The following is an 18,580-nucleotide window of genomic DNA, read 5'->3' on the forward strand; positions in this document are numbered from 1 at the left end:
AAGTCTCCTATCACGACAAAAAGCCTAAAGAGCTTACAAATTTGATCACAAAGATTCATTTTCATGGATATTCAGGATTTATTGCCCAATCCCCTGTGACAAAGTGGTACACTCTGTACTATATAAGTCGCAGGAAGGGCAGATTTCCAATGAAAGTCTACGAAGCGGAAACCCTATTATCAGCTATGAAGCAAAGATCTGATGAATATAAAAACTTGAGAGAACAGCTCGTCAGCTTAAAACAATCGTTAAACAGCGTCACAGAACTTGATGAGTTCCAAGGAAAAGGCGCTGATGCCATTAAAGCGTTTTACAGAGACCAATCAGGGATCGTAGACGGCTGGCTGGATTTAGCTGATATGCAGATTCAGTTTCTGAATGGTGTATCTGCTGCGGCCGAAAATGCCGGACTTTCAGAGGACACATTCGTTGATGTTCAATTTCTTGAACAGGAGCTTGCAAATGTCCACATTCACTCTCAAAACATGGTCTCTGCACAGCAACAAGAACTGTCGAATATTTTAGGACAGATTGATGATTTAATATCGCTACAGCCATTCTCTTCCGATGAAATCAAACAGCAGCTCGATGCTGCAAACCAAAACAGAAAAGACACGATTAAAGCTGTCGAGGATCTTGACGGGCTGCTCAAAAGAGAATACTCGGCCTCTGAGCAAATTCAGCAAATGATCCAGTCCGACTACTCCGCCTTGATCGACGCAACAGGAAAAGGGAAAAATGCATCTCCGCTAAACTACAATTCACATATCTATCAAAACAGCGAAGTCTACAAACTGAAACAGCGTATGCATCAAGAGGCCAGAAGCTACATCGCAAATAAACAAAAACAGTATGAAACAAAAAAAGCCGAAAAAGCAGAGGAACTTTAGGCTTTCAAATTGTTTAAAACCCCGTTTTCACAACGGGGTTTTTTGTTCATCTTGTCAAAACGTCTCCGTCTTAACCGATATGTATTTACTGGTGAAACAAAAAGGGGAATGCAGTGAAGAGCAAACGATTTAAGTTGAAATTGGGGACAAAAATTAATCTTCTCGCGTTGACAAAATCCCAAAACGACTTTTAGTTTTGGGATTTTGTCATCCTTTCAGCGTGACCCGCATCCCTTACAGTCTAGGAAGGCCGAGCATCGGAGAAGACTTTCACAGGATATAATGACGCGGTATTCAGGCAGGACGCCTCAGAACGTCAGCCTCCCGATCCTCCTTCTATTCGTCAGACCGACTTAGCAGGCCTGACAACGACTGCGAGGGTTTGTCGACACGCTGGGCTGTCGTTAAAACGGCTGCTTCATCTTTTTCGCCGTACAGGAAGTCAAGTCGCCGATAATATCTTCTGCACGCTCATACGGCTGATCAATTTGCAACATCTTCCTCAGAACGGATGTAAACCCGGACGATAGGCAGAGTTCTTCTTCCCAGCTTTTTTCTTCCTCGCCGGACGGAGTAAACTCGGAGTACAGGAGAAACAATGCGAAATGTCCCAGCGCATAAAAGTCACTTTTGACGGAAACAGCACGCATCAGCCTTTTTTCCGGGTGCCGGTCATCAACACGTTCTCTTTCAGTCAGATGGCATGCTAGTCCGAAATCTATAATGCGGATCGTTCCTCCGCTCACAATCAAATTGGGAATCCTCAAATCGCGGTGAATAATCCCTCTCCTGTGAAGAAATGAAACGCTGTGAAGCACTTCCTTCAATATGCTGATCGTTTGCTGTTCATCAAAGACATGTCCATCATAAAAGAGCAAATCTTCAAAGGTTTTTCCTTCGATATATTCCATTACGATAAACCGCTCGCAGGCCGCTTGAAGCACCTCATATATACGGGGCGCGGCAGGCAGATCCAATTCCCGCAAAATTTCAGCCTCGCGGTTGAAAGACCTCCGGCCGGCTGATGTCCATGCTTTTGTCTTTCTCTGCTGCTTGATGACGCGGAAACCGGATCTCCCAAGTTCTTCGGCAAGATATGTGATACCGTAGCTGCCCATCCCGAGCACACGGTTGATTCGATATCTCCCCTCCAAGACGGTTCCTTTTTTGAGCGGGCGGTCAAACAGCCATCTCATCAATGTTTTCACGCGATTTAGCTGCTGCCGAAAAATTTCTTATGCTTTCTTTTGTAATGGTGATGACCGTACCCTTTTCTTTTATAATCGCTGCTGCTGTATTTTTTGTATGATTTCCGTCCGTAGTCACTGCTGCTGTATCGTCGGTTTTTACCGTTTTGAAGTGCCTTCAATAGCTTACGAAGCAACTCAGTCAGCTCCTTTTCTGTCTTGTATTTCATATCATTCGCGCAGGAAAGCTTGATAAAGGGGGCTCGAAAGTTTTTCTTCCATATGAGAAATTTAAATTTTGAACCTCTAAAACCTTCTAAACGAACCGGCAAAATTTTAAAAAAAGGCGATATGATAGACTAAAATTCAGCTTTTCAGGAGGAAAAACCTATTAATCTCCCCTTTATTTCTCAAATCATTTTTACGATAATAAAGTTGTATTTACTTCCGGCCCGCTGCGGCTGAGTGATTCAACTTATAAGAAAGCAGGACAACACGAATGGACAAAATTAAATCTTTGCTGATCACCTTGCTCGCCGTCGCCGTCGTGATCATCGGCATTATATCCGGCGATTTTTTCACTTCAGAACACCAGCCTTCAGGCCGGCAAAACGGCTCAGACTATGATGAAGTGCTGATTTTCCCGTCGGACCGCTATCCTGAAACAGGCGCGCACATTCGAAAGGCCATCAAGAAAGGGCATTCTAAAATCTGTACGATCGACAGGGACGGAGCCGACGAACGCCGAAAGGAATCGTTAAAAGATGTTCCTTCCAAATCGGGCTATGACCGCGACGAGTGGCCGATGGCCATGTGCGAAGAAGGCGGAACAGGTGCTTCCGTCGAGTATATCAGTCCTTCTGATAACCGTGGAGCAGGATCTTGGGTGGGCAATCAGGTAAGCGATTATCCGGACGGCACGAAAATACTTTTCAAGATTAAATAACACTGGAGGTACGTTCTTTGATCAAAAAGTGGGAAGCAGAAGAAATGACGATGTCATACCATCAGTTTACCGTTTATCAAAAAGGCGGAAAGCCGCCCGTTATGGATTGGACAGACGAGGATATTAAAAGAGGCTACACAGCGGGAGAACACGCGGTCTCGTTTGAAGCTCTCGATAATACGGCATCATTAGTAGAAGTTCGTTTGAATGTCCAGGAACAGGTTCCCTCCTTTAACAGGCGCGTCACCGTTTCTTTCGACGTGCTTCATGGCGGGGTCGAAATTGCAAGCGTCCTATCCAAGAAATTGTCATGCGACATCCCGCAAGGCGTCTATCAGCTGACATGCTATACGATTATGCCTGATCAAAGCAGCACTGCGAAGATCACCTATATTCTCGATTTTAAACAGGCCTGATCAAAGAATAAAGGCGCCGGTGTCACCGGCGCCCTTCTCCTAAAGCTCTTCCCCGTTTGTCTGAATGACATTTTGGTACCAGTAAAAGCTGTCTTTTTTAATCCTCTTCAAGTCCTTTACATTCTCTTCATCACGATTAATATAAACGAAACCGTATCTCTTCTGGTAGCCGTTCAGCCAGCTCAATAAATCTGTAAAAGACCAGCTGCAGTAGCCGATTAAATCGACTCCGTCGTTTAAAGCCTGTCTGCACTGTTCAAGATGCGCACGCAAGTAGGCAATTCTGTAATCATCATGAATTGTGCCGTCATTTTCAACCTTATCGAATTCCCCAAGCCCGTTTTCCGTTATGAAAAGCGGAAGCCCGTAGCGGCTGGAAATCCTGCGAAGCCCGATTCTTAGACCGATCGGGTCAATGGCCCAATCCCAATTCGATGTCTCAAGATGAGGATTCCTCTTTGTTTTGTATAAACCGGGCATACCTGTTTCCTGGTTGCTGCCCTTTTGGCCGGTCGTATTCATCTTTCCTTCCGCTACTCCGTCTAGAGGATTCATTTCATATGTGATGGTTTGATAATAATTCACACCGACGAAATCAGGTTTTCCTTTTGCTAAAAGCTCCATATCCCCCTCCTCAATTGTCGGCGCCCAGCCTTTTTCCTTCAGATATTTCAAAGGAATGCCCGGATATGTTCCCCGGCAATACACATCAAGCCACCAATAATTTGTAAATTCCTCAGCATTTTCGAAAGCGAGGATATCATCCGGACGGCTGGAGAGCGGATATGCAGGCGAATAAGCAAAACTCGGTCCGATTTTTCCATCGGGAACATACCGGCGAAAAGAATCGATTGCCTTTGCATTCGCCAGAAATGCAATATGGTTAGCCTCATAGAAGCGTTTCCTGTCCTTCACACCCGGAGGATGCATCGCTGTGATAAAGGCATGATTAAAATTGTAATTTTGCTCGTTAAGGGACACCCAATATTTGACCCTGTCCCCATACCGCTTATAGAGCGTCACGCAATACGTATTGAAATCCTCTATAATCCTTCTGGATTCAAAGCCGCCGTATTCATCCATTAAAGCCTGGGGAAGATCCCAATGATAAAGCGTCAAAACGGGTTCAATATCATGAGCAAGGAGCTCATTAATCAAGTCATCGTAAAATCTCAAGCCCGCTTCATTGACTTCTCCCCTGCCTTGGGGAAAAATCCTCGGCCAGCTGACTGAAAAACGGTATGCTTTTAACCCCATCTCGGCCATTAAAGCAACATCTTCTTTAAAACGGTGGTAATGGTCGACCGCAATGTCTCCATTGCTTCCTTTAAACGTTTTGCCGGGAATCTTTGTGAACACATCCCAAACCGAGAGGCCTTTGCCGTCTTCCTTCCAGGCTCCTTCGATCTGATAGGCTGCTGAAGCTGATCCCCATAGGAAATGGTTTGGAAATGGGCGTAATTGCTGATGAATCATATGGCTCACTCCTGTTTCGTATTTTGATCCGGATGCACTTTATCATATCCTATGAAACGCGTTTCAGATCAAACATCATCTAAAAACAGCTCCGCCAGAAGCTTTTCCCGGTGCTGAAGAAAATACTTGGTTAAGGTGTAATGATCCGTATCCTCATAGTTCAGTTCAGTGATTTGTTCACCATCAAAACTGAAGATGTCGGCTTCCGGATACCCTAATAAAATGGGGGAGTGAGAGGCGATAATAAACTGAGCTTGGTTTGATTTCGTCAAATCATGAAGAATTTTCAAAAATGCCAGCTGTCTTGCCGGGGACAAAGCAGCTTCAGGCTCATCGAGAAGATAGATACCCTTCTCTTTAAAACGATGTTTGAAAAGCGATAAAAAAGATTCACCGTGTGATTGCTCGTGAAGAGATCTGCCTCCGTAGCCTCGAAAACCGGTGATGTCTACTTCATCAATATGAGTGGCAAAATGATAAAAAGATTCGGCGCGCAGAAAAAAGCCGTTTGTTACTTTAGGAAGCCATGACAATCTAATATAGTCTCCCAAATCCGAACCGGAACCGTACACTTCATATGTATTATTTCTTCCCCCGCCAGCCGTGTTAAATTCGCATTTATCTGCGATTGCTTCAAGCAGCGTCGATTTGCCTGATCCGTTTTCCCCCACAAAAAATGTTACGTTTTTTTGAAACGTCAGTTCTTTTAAATGTTGAATAGCAGGAATTGAAAATGGATATTTTGCATAAGAAGGAACTTTTTCCCGAAGTAAAGTCAGCTTTTTTAAAAACATGCGAGCACCCCCTGCTTTGCTTTTACTCAACTGTATCACGTTTTCTTAGCGGATAACGAAAAAAGAGGTTTGCGCCTGAGCACAAACCTCTTGACTTAAATCGAAAATACTTCTTTTAAATGGGCGTCCAAATCAGCTAAATATTGATCTACTTGCGGATTGCTGATGACATCATGAACAGAGAATGTTTTTAAAGGCTTCATGCCGACGAATTCCTGCATTTTGTGCAAATGAAAGAGCGCTTCATCAAGGCTTTTACCTTCGAAGAATGTCCCCTCTTTGGAGAATACATCCTTGGGCGCGTTCCATGTGGTTGAAAACATATACTTTTTGTCTGTAAACAGCCCGCCTCTGCCGTAGTCTTCAGACCCTTGATAAAAAAGCCCGTACTCATAAATTTCATCAATATATTTTTTAAATAAAGCAGGAACACTGAACCAGTAAACAGGCGTCTGATAAATAACAGCATCAGCCCACTTGAATTTCTCGTGCTCCTCAGGGATTTGATATCCGTCTGCCACCACTGTTTTTTTCACTTCATATTTTTCACCCAGCTTGTCCGCCAACGCTGTAAAAATAGTGTGATTAAGCTGTCCTCTTGCATGGGGATAGGCTTCATGTCCGTTGATGATTAAAATATTTTTCATCTTTTCTTATCCTCCTTGTGTTTCAATTTACCAATATCTTTATGATTCCATCTTTCACCTTAAAAAGTAAAGCAGGTTGCACTATCAATTATTTTATTTTTTCCCAATACTAATTATCTTATTGCCTAATCCCTACTTCAGTGCTATGGTTTACTTGACTAAAGGAATAGGAGGATTTTTTAAGTGAATAAATTGCATACGTATAAGCGCATTACATTGTTGATAACGGTGTTAGCGCTCGCTCTTATAACAGCTGCATGCAGCACTACTCAAAATAAGGCTGAAAATCAAAAAACAGCCTGGGATGAGATAAAGGAAAAAGGGAAGATCGTTGTGGCGACTTCGGGAACCCTTTATCCTACTTCATATCATGACACTGATTCCGGCAAAGACAAGCTGACCGGCTACGAAGTGGAAGTCATCCGTGAAGCGGCTAAACGGCTCGACCTGGATGTCGAATTTAAAGAAATGGGCTTTGACGGCATGCTGACGGCGGTCGGGAGCGGACAAGTGGACGCTGCTGCCAACGATATTACAATGACCGACGACCGCAAAGAAAAGTTTTTGTTCTCTACGCCTTATAAATATTCATTCGGAACGGCTATCGTCCGCAAAAAAGATCTATCAGGCATCCACACGCTTGAAGATTTAAAGGGAAAGAAAGCCGCTGGCGCAGCTACGACAGTTTACATGGATATCGCGCGCCAATACGGAGCTGAGGAAGTCATTTACGACAACGCAACAAATGACCAATTTTTAAAGGATGTAGCGAATGGAAGAACCGATGTCATCTTAAACGACTACTACCTTCAAAAACTCGCGCTCGCCGCAATGCCTGATCTGGATCTGACTATTCATCCCGATCTTAAATACTATCCGCATCAGCAAGGCATGATCATGAAAAAAGGAAACGCAGAACTAAAAAAACAATTCGACAAAACGATTGACGAAATGCTGAAGGACGGCACAATCAAAAAGATTTCGAAAAAGTTTTTCGGCGGTGCCGATGTTTCGAAAAAGCAGGATATCGACTTTGTCGATGTCGATGTGAATAAATAGAGGGATGTCAATTGGGCTCTATTCAATGGGAGTATATTTTTAATGCAGAATTGGCTGCGAAATCGTTTCCTTATGTGATGCAAGGCATATGGAATACGCTTTTTATTTCATTTGCGAGCATGTTTGCCGGTTTAATTCTCGGTTTTTTCATCGCGCTTGGGCGCATGTCGGAGATCTCTTTGCTTCGTTGGCCGGCAAGAATCTATATTTCGTTTATGAGAGGCGTTCCGATCCTTGTCATTCTATTTATTCTTTATTTTGGTTTTCCTTATATCGGAATCCAATTTACGGCTTTGACTGCTGCCTTAATCGGCTTCAGCATGAACAGCGCCGCATACATTGCCGAGATTATCCGCTCGGCCCTGTCGTCCGTTGACAGAGGGCAGTGGGACGCTGCAAAATCGATCGGCTTTTCCTACTGGCAGACGATGTGCCACGTGATTGTCCCTCAATCGGTTAGAATTGCACTCCCGCCTCTTGCAAACGTAATGCTTGATCTCGTTAAAGCGTCTTCCCTCGCCGCCATGATCACCGTGCCTGAATTGTTTCAACAGGCAAAAATCGTAGGCGGACGGGAGTTCGACTATATGACGATGTATATTTTAGTTGCCTTGATTTACTGGGCCGTTTGCTCGGCGATCGCTTTGCTCCAGGATTTCCTGGAGAAGCGGACAGAGGTTTATATCAAAAAATAGCAAGAAGCTGCCGGGTGCTCCGGCGGCTTTCCATACTGTGAAACGGAGGCGGTATTATCCATATCCTCAGATCGACTTATTTTCACGCAGATCACCTTTGTACGATCGACAGAAACAAATTAAGCTATCAAACCGATCCATCAGGCCATTTCCAAGCATCATACGTCTGCTGCAACCATACGAATGCCGAAGACCGCATCCATATATCCGTTTTCTTTGAAGGAAATGACCGGCCCTCGCAAACCTTTCCATCCATCGTTCCCGCTCATTCGTCCAAGGAAATCAAAATCAGGTTCCAGCATGTTCCTGCGGGCAGACACATCGTTTATATCATCACCCAGTCCTTCATGTTCGACCTAAAGGCTGAGCACGATTGCAAATGGAATCGGGATGCCGACGATGTAGCACCCTACTATTTTGAATTGATTTCACATGCCCCGCATTCTGACCGGCTCTCGACTCATCCTGCTTGCATTGAACCTGTTAACTGTCAAATGAACAGCGGCAGCCCATCTCAAACAAGATTGATTTACTTGTCTGACAAAGCAGGAAACCCGGTTAAAAAAAACGGCCGAGAAGATCTGTATATCTCTTTGGTCAACCAGGAAGCGCATCGTTTAAAGGGCTATTTATATTGCTTTGAAAACGGGGAATATCAAAAGTTCATGGTCAGTCAATCTAAAGCTCAAGCATTCTCCTATGAACTCGCTCCTGAAACCGTCCAGACTTATCCGATAAACTTAAAAATACTCGGGAACCATTATTTCCGATTTCTGTCGACATCCATCCCGCCCGAGGGGCCATACAGAGACGTTCCTTTTCCGGCGAGGATGATTTATTACTCCAAGCTTTATACGTGACAGTCTCATACAGGGGGGTATGCCGCTCCCTGATCGTTTCAGCCGCTTGTGCGGCAGCACAAGCGGCTTCTTATTCCATTCCCCTTCACCCGAATATCGCATGGATGAGAGCCTTTTGCAGCATTAAACACCCGCCCCATCCGCATACTCCAAACACAACAGAAATGACAACCGGAAATGATGCTTTTAAACTCAAAACCACGATCAAAAGGAGAACCGCCGTGGCGGGAAACCCCCATAGCACGCCTTTCGCGAATTGGCTTAAATGCTTTAAAGATTCCCCTTGTAAACTAAGCCAAAATAAACTCAGCAGACTGACAAGAGGCAATGCCGCAATCATTCCGCCCATTTCAGGCGATTTTCGTGCAATTTCGGTTATAATGGCGATCAATATTGCAGAAACCCCGATTTTCACTATTAAAAACATGATTTTGCCTCCCGGCTCAACAAGGAAAATGCTGTTTTAATCATTTCGACTTCTTCCTCATTTAATTGCTCCAGCACCTTTTGCAGTTTTTTCGGATGAAGTCTCGTATGCCGTTTCACTGCTTCTTCACCTTCAGGCGTTAACGTGACGTAGACTTTGCGTTCATCGCTGCTGTCCCGGTTTTTCTGTACAAGTCCTTTTTGTATCAGTCTTTTCACATGTTCTGATGCCGTATTATGAGAGACATCCAATAATTTTGCTAAATGGCCAATGGTCACCAAGCGGTTTTTTTCGATATGCTGAAGCATTCGAACCGCGTGGTGAGACAAATGATCATCATGCTTTGTGTGCAGATGGTAGTAAATATCCGTCCAGTCCTGATTCATCATTTCTATGATTTTCTCTGTATTCATTTTCATCACCCTCTCTAATTATATCTTATAATACGATATATTCTTAAATCAAGACATAAAAAAACCCGGCTTCACCGGGTGTTCACTTTTATTCATTTCAGGTGCTTTCTCAAAAACGCCAGCTTTTCGGTTTGGAACGGCGGGATGTATTCGTGTCCAAAATAGCGGTACACTTTTATTTCTTTATCCGTTTTCAAGTGATTGTAAGCCGCAAAGACGGTGGATGGCGGTGTGATGGTGTCAACCAGTCCGATCGACATGAGAACGGGCGCTTTGACCGCTTGAGCAAGGTTCATGATATCAAAATAAGACAGGGTCCGCATGGCCGCCTGTTCAATATTCGGGCTGGTGTTTCTTCTGAAAAAGGAGTTGATTTCGAGATAAGGCTGGTCGATCGCTATATCGATCGCTCGTTGAAAATTGCTTAAATAAGGGTATTCGGACACGGCTGCTTTTGGAATATCGGACAGCGCCGAAACCGCGACAGCCAGCCCGCCTCCTTGGCTTGCCCCGATCACTCCGATCCGCTTTTCATCGACTTCAGCAAAACCGCTGACCACTTCGACTGCTCGTACGGCATCTAAATAGACCCCTCTGTAGTAATATGTTTTCGGATCGAGGATTCCTTTTGTCATCCAGCCGGGTACATGTCCGTGTTGAGAGGTCTCTGTATCTTCACTGCTGCTCTGCCCGCGGACCAGCATACCGAATGCCGCATAGCCGTGAAGAGCCCAATTGACAATATCATGAATGTCTCCGTCATAGCTGGCGTTATAGCCGTGATATTTGACGATCGCAGGATGCGGCCCTTGGCGGTCGGGTACTGCATACCAGCCTTTGATTCGCGCTCCCCCGGTGCTTCTGTATGTAAGCCAGTAGACTTTTACCCCGTCAGCCGGATATTCATGCGGTTCAAGCTCAGGCTCCGCTTTTATATTTGACAATTCCTCCAATGAACCCTTCCAGAACTCTTCAAAATCAGCCGGTGCCGTCCGTTCCGGTTTATACTGGTAAAGCTGTTCTAGCGGCATATCATAAGGCTGCTGCATCTTGTCTTTCCCCTCTTCTTTTCATTTTTTGAATATTCTTATCATAACATTCCCCTTCAAGGCTGTGTATGGATTTTATATGTATTAATTCTGTCACTTCTGCTCCTCCCATTATCTGACCCCGCCGCACAAAACCGCTTTTTCAATTTATGTTATAATGCTAGATTGAAACTAAAAATACACATTTTCGCGGAGGTTTTTTTGTGGCTTCACAATCCTTTCTGCAGCTGAACTCAATATTTATCAGTATATTAATAGAAGCGATTCCGTTCGTTTTGATCGGGGTTTTTATATCAGGTTTGATTCAAATGTTTGTGACGGAGGAGATGATGGCGAAAATCATCCCGCAAAACCGATTTCTCGCCGTTTTGTCAGGGACATTTGCCGGGGTATTGTTTCCGGCTTGCGAGTGCGGCATCGTTCCGATTGCCCGCAGGCTGCTTTTAAAGGGCGTACCGCTTCACGCAGCGGTCGCCTTCATGCTGACGGCCCCGATCATCAATCCGATTGTTTTATTCTCGACATTCATCGCTTTCGGGAACAAATGGGATGTTGTGTTCTATCGCGGCGGGTTGGCGATTGCGGTGTCTCTCATTGCCGGGCTGATCATCTCTTATCAATTTAAAGGGAATCAGCTGATCGAGAACGGGACACGCGGCCATCACCACCATGCCCATGTGAACCAGTCTTTCCTGCAAAAGCTCGGCGGGACGCTCCGCCATGCAGTTGACGAGTTTTTCTCAGTCGGAAAATATTTGATCATCGGCGCATTTGTCGCAGCGGCAATGCAGACGTATATTAAAACATCTACCCTTTTGGCGATCGGGCAGAATGATGTATCTTCCTCCCTTGTTATGATGGGGTTGTCATTTGTGCTGTCCCTTTGTTCAGAGGTCGACGCTTTTATTGCTTCTTCTTTCAGCAGCACGTTTTCACTCGGCTCACTTATCGCCTTTCTTGTATTCGGAGCGATGGTGGACATCAAAAATCTGCTGATGATGCTCGGCATCTTTAAAAAACGCTTTGTGTTTGTCTTAATCGCCTACATCGCCGTTATTGTCTTAGCCGGATCACTGTTGGTAAAGGGGTGAGAACATGTTTCGCACATTCATTTTAATGTTGTTTACGTTTTTCTTTTTTCATCTTCATGCATCCGGCAATCTGACAAAATATATTAATATGAAATATGCTTACCTTTCATACATCGCTATTTTTCTTCTGGCCATTTTGACAGCGGTGCAATTCTACATTTATATGAAAGGCTCAGACGAAAAAGGATGTGACCGCGACTGCGGATGCGGCCATGATCACGATCATGAAAAAGATAAGCCTTTTCTGAAAAGGATGTTCATTTATTTCGTGTTCATCTTCCCTTTATGCACCGGACTTTTTCTGCCGGCAGCGACGCTTGATTCCAATATCGTCAAGTCGAAGGGCTTCTCGTTCAAAGCGATCGAACAGCCGGAGCATTATGCCCAAACCCAGTACCTGCGCCCTGATACAAGCATCTACTACGGCGAGGAAGGGTACGATGAATTGATGAATAAAGCGCTGAAAAATTATAAAGGAAAACAGCATATTTCATTAAAAGACGATGATTTTTTGAAGGGCATGGAAACGATCTATCAATATCCGGGAGAATTCCTTGACCGAACGATCGAATTCGACGGTTTTGCCTTTAAAGGGGAAGCGATCAATGATAAACAGCTGTTTGTTCTCCGCTTCGGAATCATTCATTGCATCGCCGACTCGGGAGTCTACGGTATGCTGGTCGAATTCCCTGAACATACGAATATTAAAGACGATCAGTGGCTCCATGTAAAAGGAACGCTGTCTAACGAATACTATCAGCCTTTCAAATCTACGATTCCCGTGATGAAGGTGAAGGATTGGTCTCCTATAAAAGAGCCGAAAGATCCTTACGTTTATCGGACATATTAAAAGCCGGCACTTCATGCACCGGCTTTTCTTTTTCTGTTTACGATTTGTAGCCTGCTTTCTTCATCAGCATTAAATCGATAAACAATTGACATCTAGTATTAAAATCATTGAGATCGATCGATGTCATTTCTAATATTTGTTTGATACGATAGTTGAGCGTGTTTTGGTGGATAAACAGCTGTTCTGCGGATGGCTTGACCTTGCAGTTGTTGACGAGATAAATTTCAAGCGTTCTCAAAAATTCGGTGTGGCTTTCTTTATCTTTTTCTTTCAGCAGCTGAAGGTCCGGGTTTACATATTGCAGATGATCGTTTTTTGCGGCGATTTGGTCAAGATACCTGAAAAGCCCGAGCTTTTGGTATTCATAGGGAATGTGTTCCTGGCTTCCCGTGATTTCCGCTGCTTTCGTCACTTGGAGCGCCTCTCTGTAGCTTCTGCCAAGGGACAGCGGGCTGCTGTACTCATTGCCGACCCCGATTAAAATAAGAGGCAGCATTTGCGAGCGCAAATGGGTCAACAGACGGTTGATCAGTTCTGAGGCCGCAGCCAGCGCGGAACGCTTGCGCGACACACTGCCGACAATGATGGCGATATTTGAATGATCCTCCAATACGTGACTGATATTATCTTTCAGGTTTAAATAAGACCGGATCGTTTCCTTCAGATCCTCGAGCAGTTCATCCTCCCCGTCAACGACTTGAAGCACCATGACGGTAAACACGGCCGGCAGGACAACGCTCGCCTTATCGGCGGCTGCTTTCAGCTCTTTTTCCGTTTGAAACTGATCGTTAATTGCCTTTTTGTAAAGCTCTTCCGCCTGTTCTTCTTTTTCTTGTTTGAGGCGTTTTTTCTTATAAATGATCTTCCCGACATGAAAGGATGCTTTGTATAAGAAATCAAGCTCTTCATCAGACAGGTCGTCTTCAATCTCCTGCACCCAGATATAGCCCATAATTTCGTCTTTATACTTGGCGCTGACGACAACCCGCTGGTTTAACCCGATTTCTTCAATCTGTTTTACCCTAAAAGGAGTCGGAATCGTTTTCAATTGATCAATAATGCCTTCTTCGACGAACTTTTCAAAGATCGGCAGCGGACATTTTTTGGAGAAAATCGTTTGCTGGTTTGCTGCATCAAAATGGTTAATATAATAGGAGTTATAAGCTAATAAGAAAAAATCTGCGCTTTCCAGTATGACCGGCTTTTTCAGCTCGCCGCTGATAAAGTCAATGATCTCATTAATGTTTGAAAGAGAAACAACTTGTTCTAATAGCTCTTCCATATCCTTTCTCCTACTCGTTTTTAACTTAATCATACTTCTCCTTTACACTCTTGTATAGACTTATATGCGACTTTTAAAAAAATGGGATCAATCCCCTGTTAGAAGGGGGGAGAAGGCCTATAAAAAGAGAGACGGAGAATGGTTCCCCATCTCCATCATCGTTGCAGTGTTTGTTTGTATTGCTCGAATTCATCAAGCACCTGCTGCTCCGGTTTTGATGTCAATAGACTGACGACAAACACAAACAGCAAGCTGGCGGCAAAGCCCGGAATCATTTCATAAAGAACATCGGAAAGTCCGGCTTCCGCCCAAATGATAACGGTAACTGCTCCGGCAACCATTCCGGCAAGCGCCCCCCATTTTGTCATCCTCTTCCAAAACAAACTTAAGATGATCACTGGGCCGAACGACGCGCCGAAACCCGCCCAAGCATAGCTGACAAGACCGAGAATCGTATTGTTTTTTGTCCAGGCGAGACAGAGTCCGACAATGGAAACCGCCAGAACCGAAAGCCGTCCGAAAAAGACGAGTTCTTTGTCAGATGCAGAGCGTTTAAATAGCGTTTTGTATAAATCTTCAGTTAGAGAACTTGATGTAACTAGCAGCTGGGAGGAAATTGTACTCATAACCGCTGCTAAAATCGCCGAGATTAAAAAGCCTGTGATCAGAGGGTGAAACAGGATGTTCCCCAATTGAATGAAGATCGTTTCCGGATCATCCAAGTGAAGCCCATTCTTCGAGTAATACGCAATACCGAGCAATCCGGTCAGCAGTGCGCCCGCACTTGAAAAGATCATCCAACCCATGCCGATCCGGCGCGCTTTCTTCGTTTCCTTGACAGAGGATATCGCCATAAAGCGCACGATAATGTGAGGCTGTCCAAAGTAGCCGAGGCCCCATGCAAACAAGGAGATGATGCCGAGGACACTCGTTCCTTTAAAAATATTGAGGAGGTTAGGATCGATCGACTGGATTTCGCTGAAGGCTTCTATCGGTCCCCCCGTCTGAATGAACGTAACAACCGGAACAAGAACTAACGCGACAACCATAATGATACCCTGGACAAAGTCCGTCCAGCTGACGGCCAAAAACCCGCCGAAAAGCGTGTAGGCCACGACGACACCCGAAATGATCCACAGCCCTGTATGATATTCCAAATGAAACATGCTGTTAAATAAAACGCCGCCGGAAACCATTCCTGATGATACATAAAACGTAAAAAAGGTAATAATAACGACTCCGGAAAATATCCGCAGGATCTTTGATTTGTCATGAAAGCGGTTTTCTAAAAATGCAGGGATGGTAATCGAATTGCCTGCTACCTCGGTGTATGACCTTAAGCGCGGCGCCACAAAAATCCAGTTTGCCCATGCGCCGAGCACTAGGCCGATGACAATCCATGAACCGCTCAGGCCTGTTGCAAACATGGCGCCCGGCAGCCCCATCAAAAGCCAGCCGCTCATGTCTGATGCGCCGGCGCTGAGCGCCGTGACAGCAGGCCCGAGCGTCCGTCCGCCAAGCATATAGTCTGAGAGATTTGCTGTCCGTTTGTAAGCGTAATACCCAATATAAAGCATCCCTACCATGTAAATTACGATGGAAATGATCAATTGTGCGTTCTGAATAAGAATCTCCCCCCAAGATGCCGTTTATCTAAATTTTTAGACTAATTTCTCTTTTTTTGAAGGCAGCCTATGAAAGGCTGCCTTCGTCCCCTGTTTAATCCCTTTTCTTACACCTTAAAACGTTTCGCTGATCGTTTTCGCCTGCATATGAAGCGCAAGATAATCAGGTCCGCCCGCTTTAGAATCGGTTCCCGACATTTTGAAACCGCCAAACGGATGGTAGCCGACGATCGCCCCTGTACAGTTGCGGTTGAAATACAGATTTCCGACATGGAATTCTTGTTTTGCTCTGTTGATATGGTCGCGGTTTTTAGTAATGACCGCGCCTGTCAGGCCGTATTCGGTGTTGTTGGCAACTTCCAGCGCCTCATCAAAGCTGCTGACTTTTGAGAAAGCAACAACAGGTCCGAAAATTTCTTCCTGCATTAACCGGGCTTTCGGATCCAGATCGGCAAAGATCGTCGGATCGATGAAGTAGCCTTTTGAATCATCGCCTTTTCCTCCGCTGACTAAACGGCCTTCTTCTTTTCCGATTTCGATATAGTCCATGATTTTATTATACGATGCCTGGTCGATGACAGGTCCCATATAAACGTCCGCACTGTCAGGCTCTCCGACTTTCTTGGACTCCGTAATCTCGATTACACGCTTCAATACTTCGTCATATACCTTTTCATGCACGACAGCCCGTGAACCTGCTGAACATTTTTGGCCTGCAAAGCCGAAGGCAGATGTGAAAATTGATTGTGCAGCCAATTCAATGTCACAATCCTCATCAACGACGACCGTATCTTTTCCGCCCATTTCAGCAATCACTTGTTTTAAGTGTGTCTGACCAGGCTGAACCTTCGCTGCACGCTCAAAAATGCGCGTTCCGACTTCCCTTGAACCTGTAAACGTAATGATGCTTGTTTTCGGATGATCCACCAGGTAATCCCCGACTTCAGCTCCGCTTCCAGGGACGAAGTTGACTACTCCTTTTGGAAGTCCGCTTTCTTCAAGCACTTCAACGAACTTGGCAGCAATAACAGGCGCTGCGCTTGCGGGCTTCAGAACAACCGTGTTTCCTGTCACGATCGGCGCAACCGTCGTTCCGGCCATGATCGCGAACAGGAAGTTCCAAGGCGGAATAACAACCGTTACACCAGTCGGTGTGTACACATATTGATTTCGTTCGCCTTCACGGCTGTTAACCGGCTTTCCTTTCGCAAGCTCAATCATTTGCCGCGCATAGTATTCCATAAAATCGATCGCTTCTGCCGTATCCGCATCCGCTTCATTCCAAGGTTTACCTGCTTCTTTGACTAGAAGCGCAGAAAACTCATGCTTTTTGCGGCGCACATTGGCAGCCGCGCGGAATAAAACAGCCGCTCTTTCTTCAGGATCTGTGTATCTCCAAGTTTCAAACGCTTTCGCAGCCGCCTGAATGGCCTTTTCCGCATGATCCTGAGTAGCCTTGGATACCGTGCCTACAACTTCTTCTTTGTTTGCAGGATTGATCGATACGATCTTGTCTTCCGTTTCATACCTTTCTCCATCGATAACAAGAGGATAGGACTGACCCAGCCATTCGTTATTTACCGTTTCCAGAGCTTTTTCGAATGCCTTCCGGTTTTCTTCGATCCCGAAATTTGTAAATGGTTCGTGTTTGTAAGGTGTTGTCATGCTAATCTCCCCTTTTTATCGTTTTATTTCTTCGTCATGCCTTTAAACGCAAAAGCGATGTTGGCAGGCCGTTCGGCAAGCCGTCTCATAAAGTATCCGTACCAGTCGTCTCCGTAAGGAAGATACACACGCATATTGTAGCCTTCCTTCACCAGTTCCAGCTGAGTTTTGCTGCGCATCCCGTACAGCATTTGAAATTCGAAGCGGTCTTTGCCGATTTGATGCTCTTTCGCAATTTCTTTGGTGTAATCAATCATCTTGTCGTCATGAGTTGCGATGGCTGTGTAATGGCCGCTCAGCAGCTGCTTTTTAATGAGCTTTTTGTAATTCTCATCCACATCTTTTTTGTCAGGAAACGCCACTTGTGGCGATTCTTTATAAGCTCCCTTCACAAGACGGAAAAACGGATTATACGGATTAAGCTCCTCCAAATCCTGTTCGGTCCGGTACAAGTAAGCCTGCAGGACCGTGCTGACATACTCGTATTTCTGCCTGAACTCCTTAAAGAGGTCAAGCGTCTTTTGGCAGCGTACTTCATCTTCCATATCGATTGTAACCATCACTTTGTGCTGTTCAGCACATTCCAGAATGCTGGTCATATTATCCCTGACAAGGTCAAGGTCAATATCGAGCCCCAGTGACGTCATCTTTAATGAAACATGTGAATTAAGCTGTTCCTGAGCAATCAGCTGAATGGCCCGAATGCATTCCTGCGTGCGTTCCCTTGCGACTTCCCTGCTGTCTACAAATTCGCCCAAATGATCAACTGTGACAGTCAACCCTTGTTCGTTCAGCCCCTTAATAATCGGAATTGAAGCTTCAAAATCTTTTCCTCCGATAATTTTTCCGGTCGCGACGGAACTCCCCCAATTTCTCGCCAGGCGATTCAGGATGCTGCTTTTAGATAAGAATAGGAAAAAGTCTCTTGTTATCACTTCCATTATCACACCCCGCCATCTCATGAAATATTTCTTTATATTCTTAATTTTATAAGAGCAAAGGGTCGATTCACAATATTTCGAAAAAACAAAAAAGCTGACGATTTTTGTGGTTTTTCCACAATGTTTTACATCTGCTGGGATTTTTTCAGAAACTTTCTTCCTAAAACTTGGATGGTATACGACAATAGAATCAGGAAGAAACTTCGGTAAAGAACAGGATGCGTTTTCGGCGAACCCGTTTTTGCGAATGCCCTTTCTGCCGTTCCG

At 44.9% G+C, this 18,580-nt stretch carries 20 protein-coding genes; 8 read left to right on the forward strand and 12 right to left on the reverse strand.

The annotated features are described in order from the left end of the window. Positions 1–149: 149 nt before the first annotated feature. A complete protein-coding gene (locus tag M1E06_RS19655) occupies positions 150–890 on the forward strand; it encodes a ribonuclease YeeF family protein (protein ID WP_020450098.1) in 741 nt (246 codons plus the stop codon). 404 nt (positions 891–1,294) lie between these two features. Here M1E06_RS19655 and M1E06_RS19660 read toward each other — a convergent pair whose 3' ends face one another. Both M1E06_RS19660 and M1E06_RS19665 read right to left on the reverse strand, forming a co-directional pair. Beyond that, a complete protein-coding gene (locus M1E06_RS19660; RefSeq protein ID WP_035337270.1) occupies positions 1,295–2,098 on the reverse strand; it encodes a serine/threonine protein kinase in 804 nt (267 codons plus the stop codon). 5 nt (positions 2,099–2,103) lie between these two features. Next, complete coding sequence (locus M1E06_RS19665) at positions 2,104–2,274, reverse strand: hypothetical protein (RefSeq protein WP_023855671.1); 171 nt, start codon at positions 2,272–2,274, stop codon at positions 2,104–2,106. Between the two features lie 302 nt (positions 2,275–2,576). Between M1E06_RS19665 and M1E06_RS19670 the strand changes: the two genes are divergently transcribed. Both M1E06_RS19670 and M1E06_RS19675 read left to right on the forward strand, forming a co-directional pair. Further along, a complete protein-coding gene (locus M1E06_RS19670) occupies positions 2,577–3,023 on the forward strand; it encodes a NucA/NucB deoxyribonuclease domain-containing protein (protein ID WP_020450096.1) in 447 nt (148 codons plus the stop codon). 17 nt (positions 3,024–3,040) lie between these two features. Continuing rightward, a complete protein-coding gene (locus tag M1E06_RS19675; RefSeq protein WP_023855672.1) occupies positions 3,041–3,439 on the forward strand; it encodes a competence protein ComJ in 399 nt (132 codons plus the stop codon). 39 nt (positions 3,440–3,478) lie between these two features. Here M1E06_RS19675 and M1E06_RS19680 read toward each other — a convergent pair whose 3' ends face one another. The 3 genes from M1E06_RS19680 to M1E06_RS19690 form a co-directional block, all read right to left on the reverse strand. Continuing rightward, positions 3,479–4,915, reverse strand: coding sequence for a glycoside hydrolase family 1 protein (locus M1E06_RS19680; RefSeq protein WP_020450094.1), 1,437 nt, complete (start codon positions 4,913–4,915; stop codon positions 3,479–3,481). A 68-nt stretch (positions 4,916–4,983) separates the two neighbouring features. Further along, positions 4,984–5,709, reverse strand: coding sequence for an AAA family ATPase (locus M1E06_RS19685; RefSeq protein ID WP_035337274.1), 726 nt, complete (start codon positions 5,707–5,709; stop codon positions 4,984–4,986). A gap of 95 nt (positions 5,710–5,804) precedes the next feature. After that, complete coding sequence (locus tag M1E06_RS19690) at positions 5,805–6,356, reverse strand: NAD(P)H-dependent oxidoreductase (RefSeq protein ID WP_035337275.1); 552 nt, start codon at positions 6,354–6,356, stop codon at positions 5,805–5,807. A gap of 183 nt (positions 6,357–6,539) precedes the next feature. On the opposite strand from M1E06_RS19690, the gene M1E06_RS19695 reads away from it, so the two are divergent. The 3 genes from M1E06_RS19695 to M1E06_RS19705 all read left to right on the forward strand — a co-directional run bounded on the left by M1E06_RS19695 (position 6,540) and on the right by M1E06_RS19705 (position 8,970). Beyond that, positions 6,540–7,415 carry a transporter substrate-binding domain-containing protein gene (locus M1E06_RS19695; RefSeq protein ID WP_026580508.1) on the forward strand — a complete coding sequence of 292 codons (876 nt, stop codon included), beginning with the start codon at positions 6,540–6,542 and terminating at the stop codon, positions 7,413–7,415. A gap of 11 nt (positions 7,416–7,426) precedes the next feature. Continuing rightward, positions 7,427–8,110: an amino acid ABC transporter permease gene (locus tag M1E06_RS19700; protein WP_020450090.1), complete on the forward strand. Its 684-nt coding sequence runs from the start codon at positions 7,427–7,429 to the stop codon at positions 8,108–8,110. 533 nt (positions 8,111–8,643) lie between these two features. Continuing rightward, positions 8,644–8,970, forward strand: a complete 327-nt coding sequence (locus tag M1E06_RS19705; protein WP_229129386.1) for a hypothetical protein — start codon at positions 8,644–8,646, stop codon at positions 8,968–8,970. 85 nt (positions 8,971–9,055) lie between these two features. On the opposite strand, the gene M1E06_RS19710 is transcribed toward M1E06_RS19705, so the two are convergent. The 3 genes from M1E06_RS19710 to M1E06_RS19720 all read right to left on the reverse strand — a co-directional run bounded on the left by M1E06_RS19710 (position 9,056) and on the right by M1E06_RS19720 (position 10,859). Then, positions 9,056–9,397 carry a DUF3147 family protein gene (locus M1E06_RS19710; RefSeq protein WP_035337278.1) on the reverse strand — a complete coding sequence of 114 codons (342 nt, stop codon included), beginning with the start codon at positions 9,395–9,397 and terminating at the stop codon, positions 9,056–9,058. Further along, positions 9,388–9,816, reverse strand: coding sequence for a MarR family winged helix-turn-helix transcriptional regulator (locus tag M1E06_RS19715; RefSeq protein WP_025810789.1), 429 nt, complete (start codon positions 9,814–9,816; stop codon positions 9,388–9,390). The genes M1E06_RS19710 and M1E06_RS19715 overlap by 10 nt, the downstream gene beginning before the upstream one ends. An 86-nt stretch (positions 9,817–9,902) precedes the next feature. Then, positions 9,903–10,859: an acetylxylan esterase gene (locus M1E06_RS19720; RefSeq protein ID WP_035337279.1), complete on the reverse strand. Its 957-nt coding sequence runs from the start codon at positions 10,857–10,859 to the stop codon at positions 9,903–9,905. A gap of 203 nt (positions 10,860–11,062) precedes the next feature. Here M1E06_RS19720 and M1E06_RS19725 point away from each other — a divergent pair, with 203 nt between their 5' ends. Together M1E06_RS19725 and M1E06_RS19730 are read left to right on the forward strand one after the other, a co-directional pair. Beyond that, the gene (locus tag M1E06_RS19725) at positions 11,063–11,950 is read left to right on the forward strand and encodes a permease (protein WP_035337280.1); all 888 of its coding nucleotides are present in this window, start codon (positions 11,063–11,065) and stop codon (positions 11,948–11,950) included. Positions 11,951–11,954: 4 nt separating this feature from the next. Then, positions 11,955–12,800 (forward strand): TIGR03943 family putative permease subunit, encoded by an 846-nt coding sequence (locus M1E06_RS19730; protein ID WP_035337281.1) that lies wholly within the window; start codon positions 11,955–11,957, stop codon positions 12,798–12,800. A gap of 37 nt (positions 12,801–12,837) precedes the next feature. Here M1E06_RS19730 and M1E06_RS19735 read toward each other — a convergent pair whose 3' ends face one another. The 4 genes from M1E06_RS19735 to M1E06_RS19750 all read right to left on the reverse strand — a co-directional run bounded on the left by M1E06_RS19735 (position 12,838) and on the right by M1E06_RS19750 (position 18,307). Beyond that, positions 12,838–14,082 (reverse strand): PucR family transcriptional regulator, encoded by a 1,245-nt coding sequence (locus M1E06_RS19735; protein WP_023855679.1) that lies wholly within the window; start codon positions 14,080–14,082, stop codon positions 12,838–12,840. A 155-nt stretch (positions 14,083–14,237) separates the two neighbouring features. Continuing rightward, positions 14,238–15,692 (reverse strand): sodium/proline symporter PutP, encoded by a 1,455-nt coding sequence (gene putP, locus M1E06_RS19740; protein ID WP_025810791.1) that lies wholly within the window; start codon positions 15,690–15,692, stop codon positions 14,238–14,240. A gap of 129 nt (positions 15,693–15,821) precedes the next feature. Beyond that, entirely contained in the window at positions 15,822–17,372 is a 1,551-nt protein-coding gene (gene pruA / locus M1E06_RS19745; RefSeq protein ID WP_023855681.1) for an L-glutamate gamma-semialdehyde dehydrogenase, read from the reverse strand. A 23-nt stretch (positions 17,373–17,395) separates the two neighbouring features. After that, positions 17,396–18,307, reverse strand: coding sequence for a proline dehydrogenase family protein (locus tag M1E06_RS19750; RefSeq protein WP_173401204.1), 912 nt, complete (start codon positions 18,305–18,307; stop codon positions 17,396–17,398). Positions 18,308–18,580: the final 273 nt, after the last annotated feature.

Source organism: Bacillus sp. AK124 (assembly GCF_053903085.1).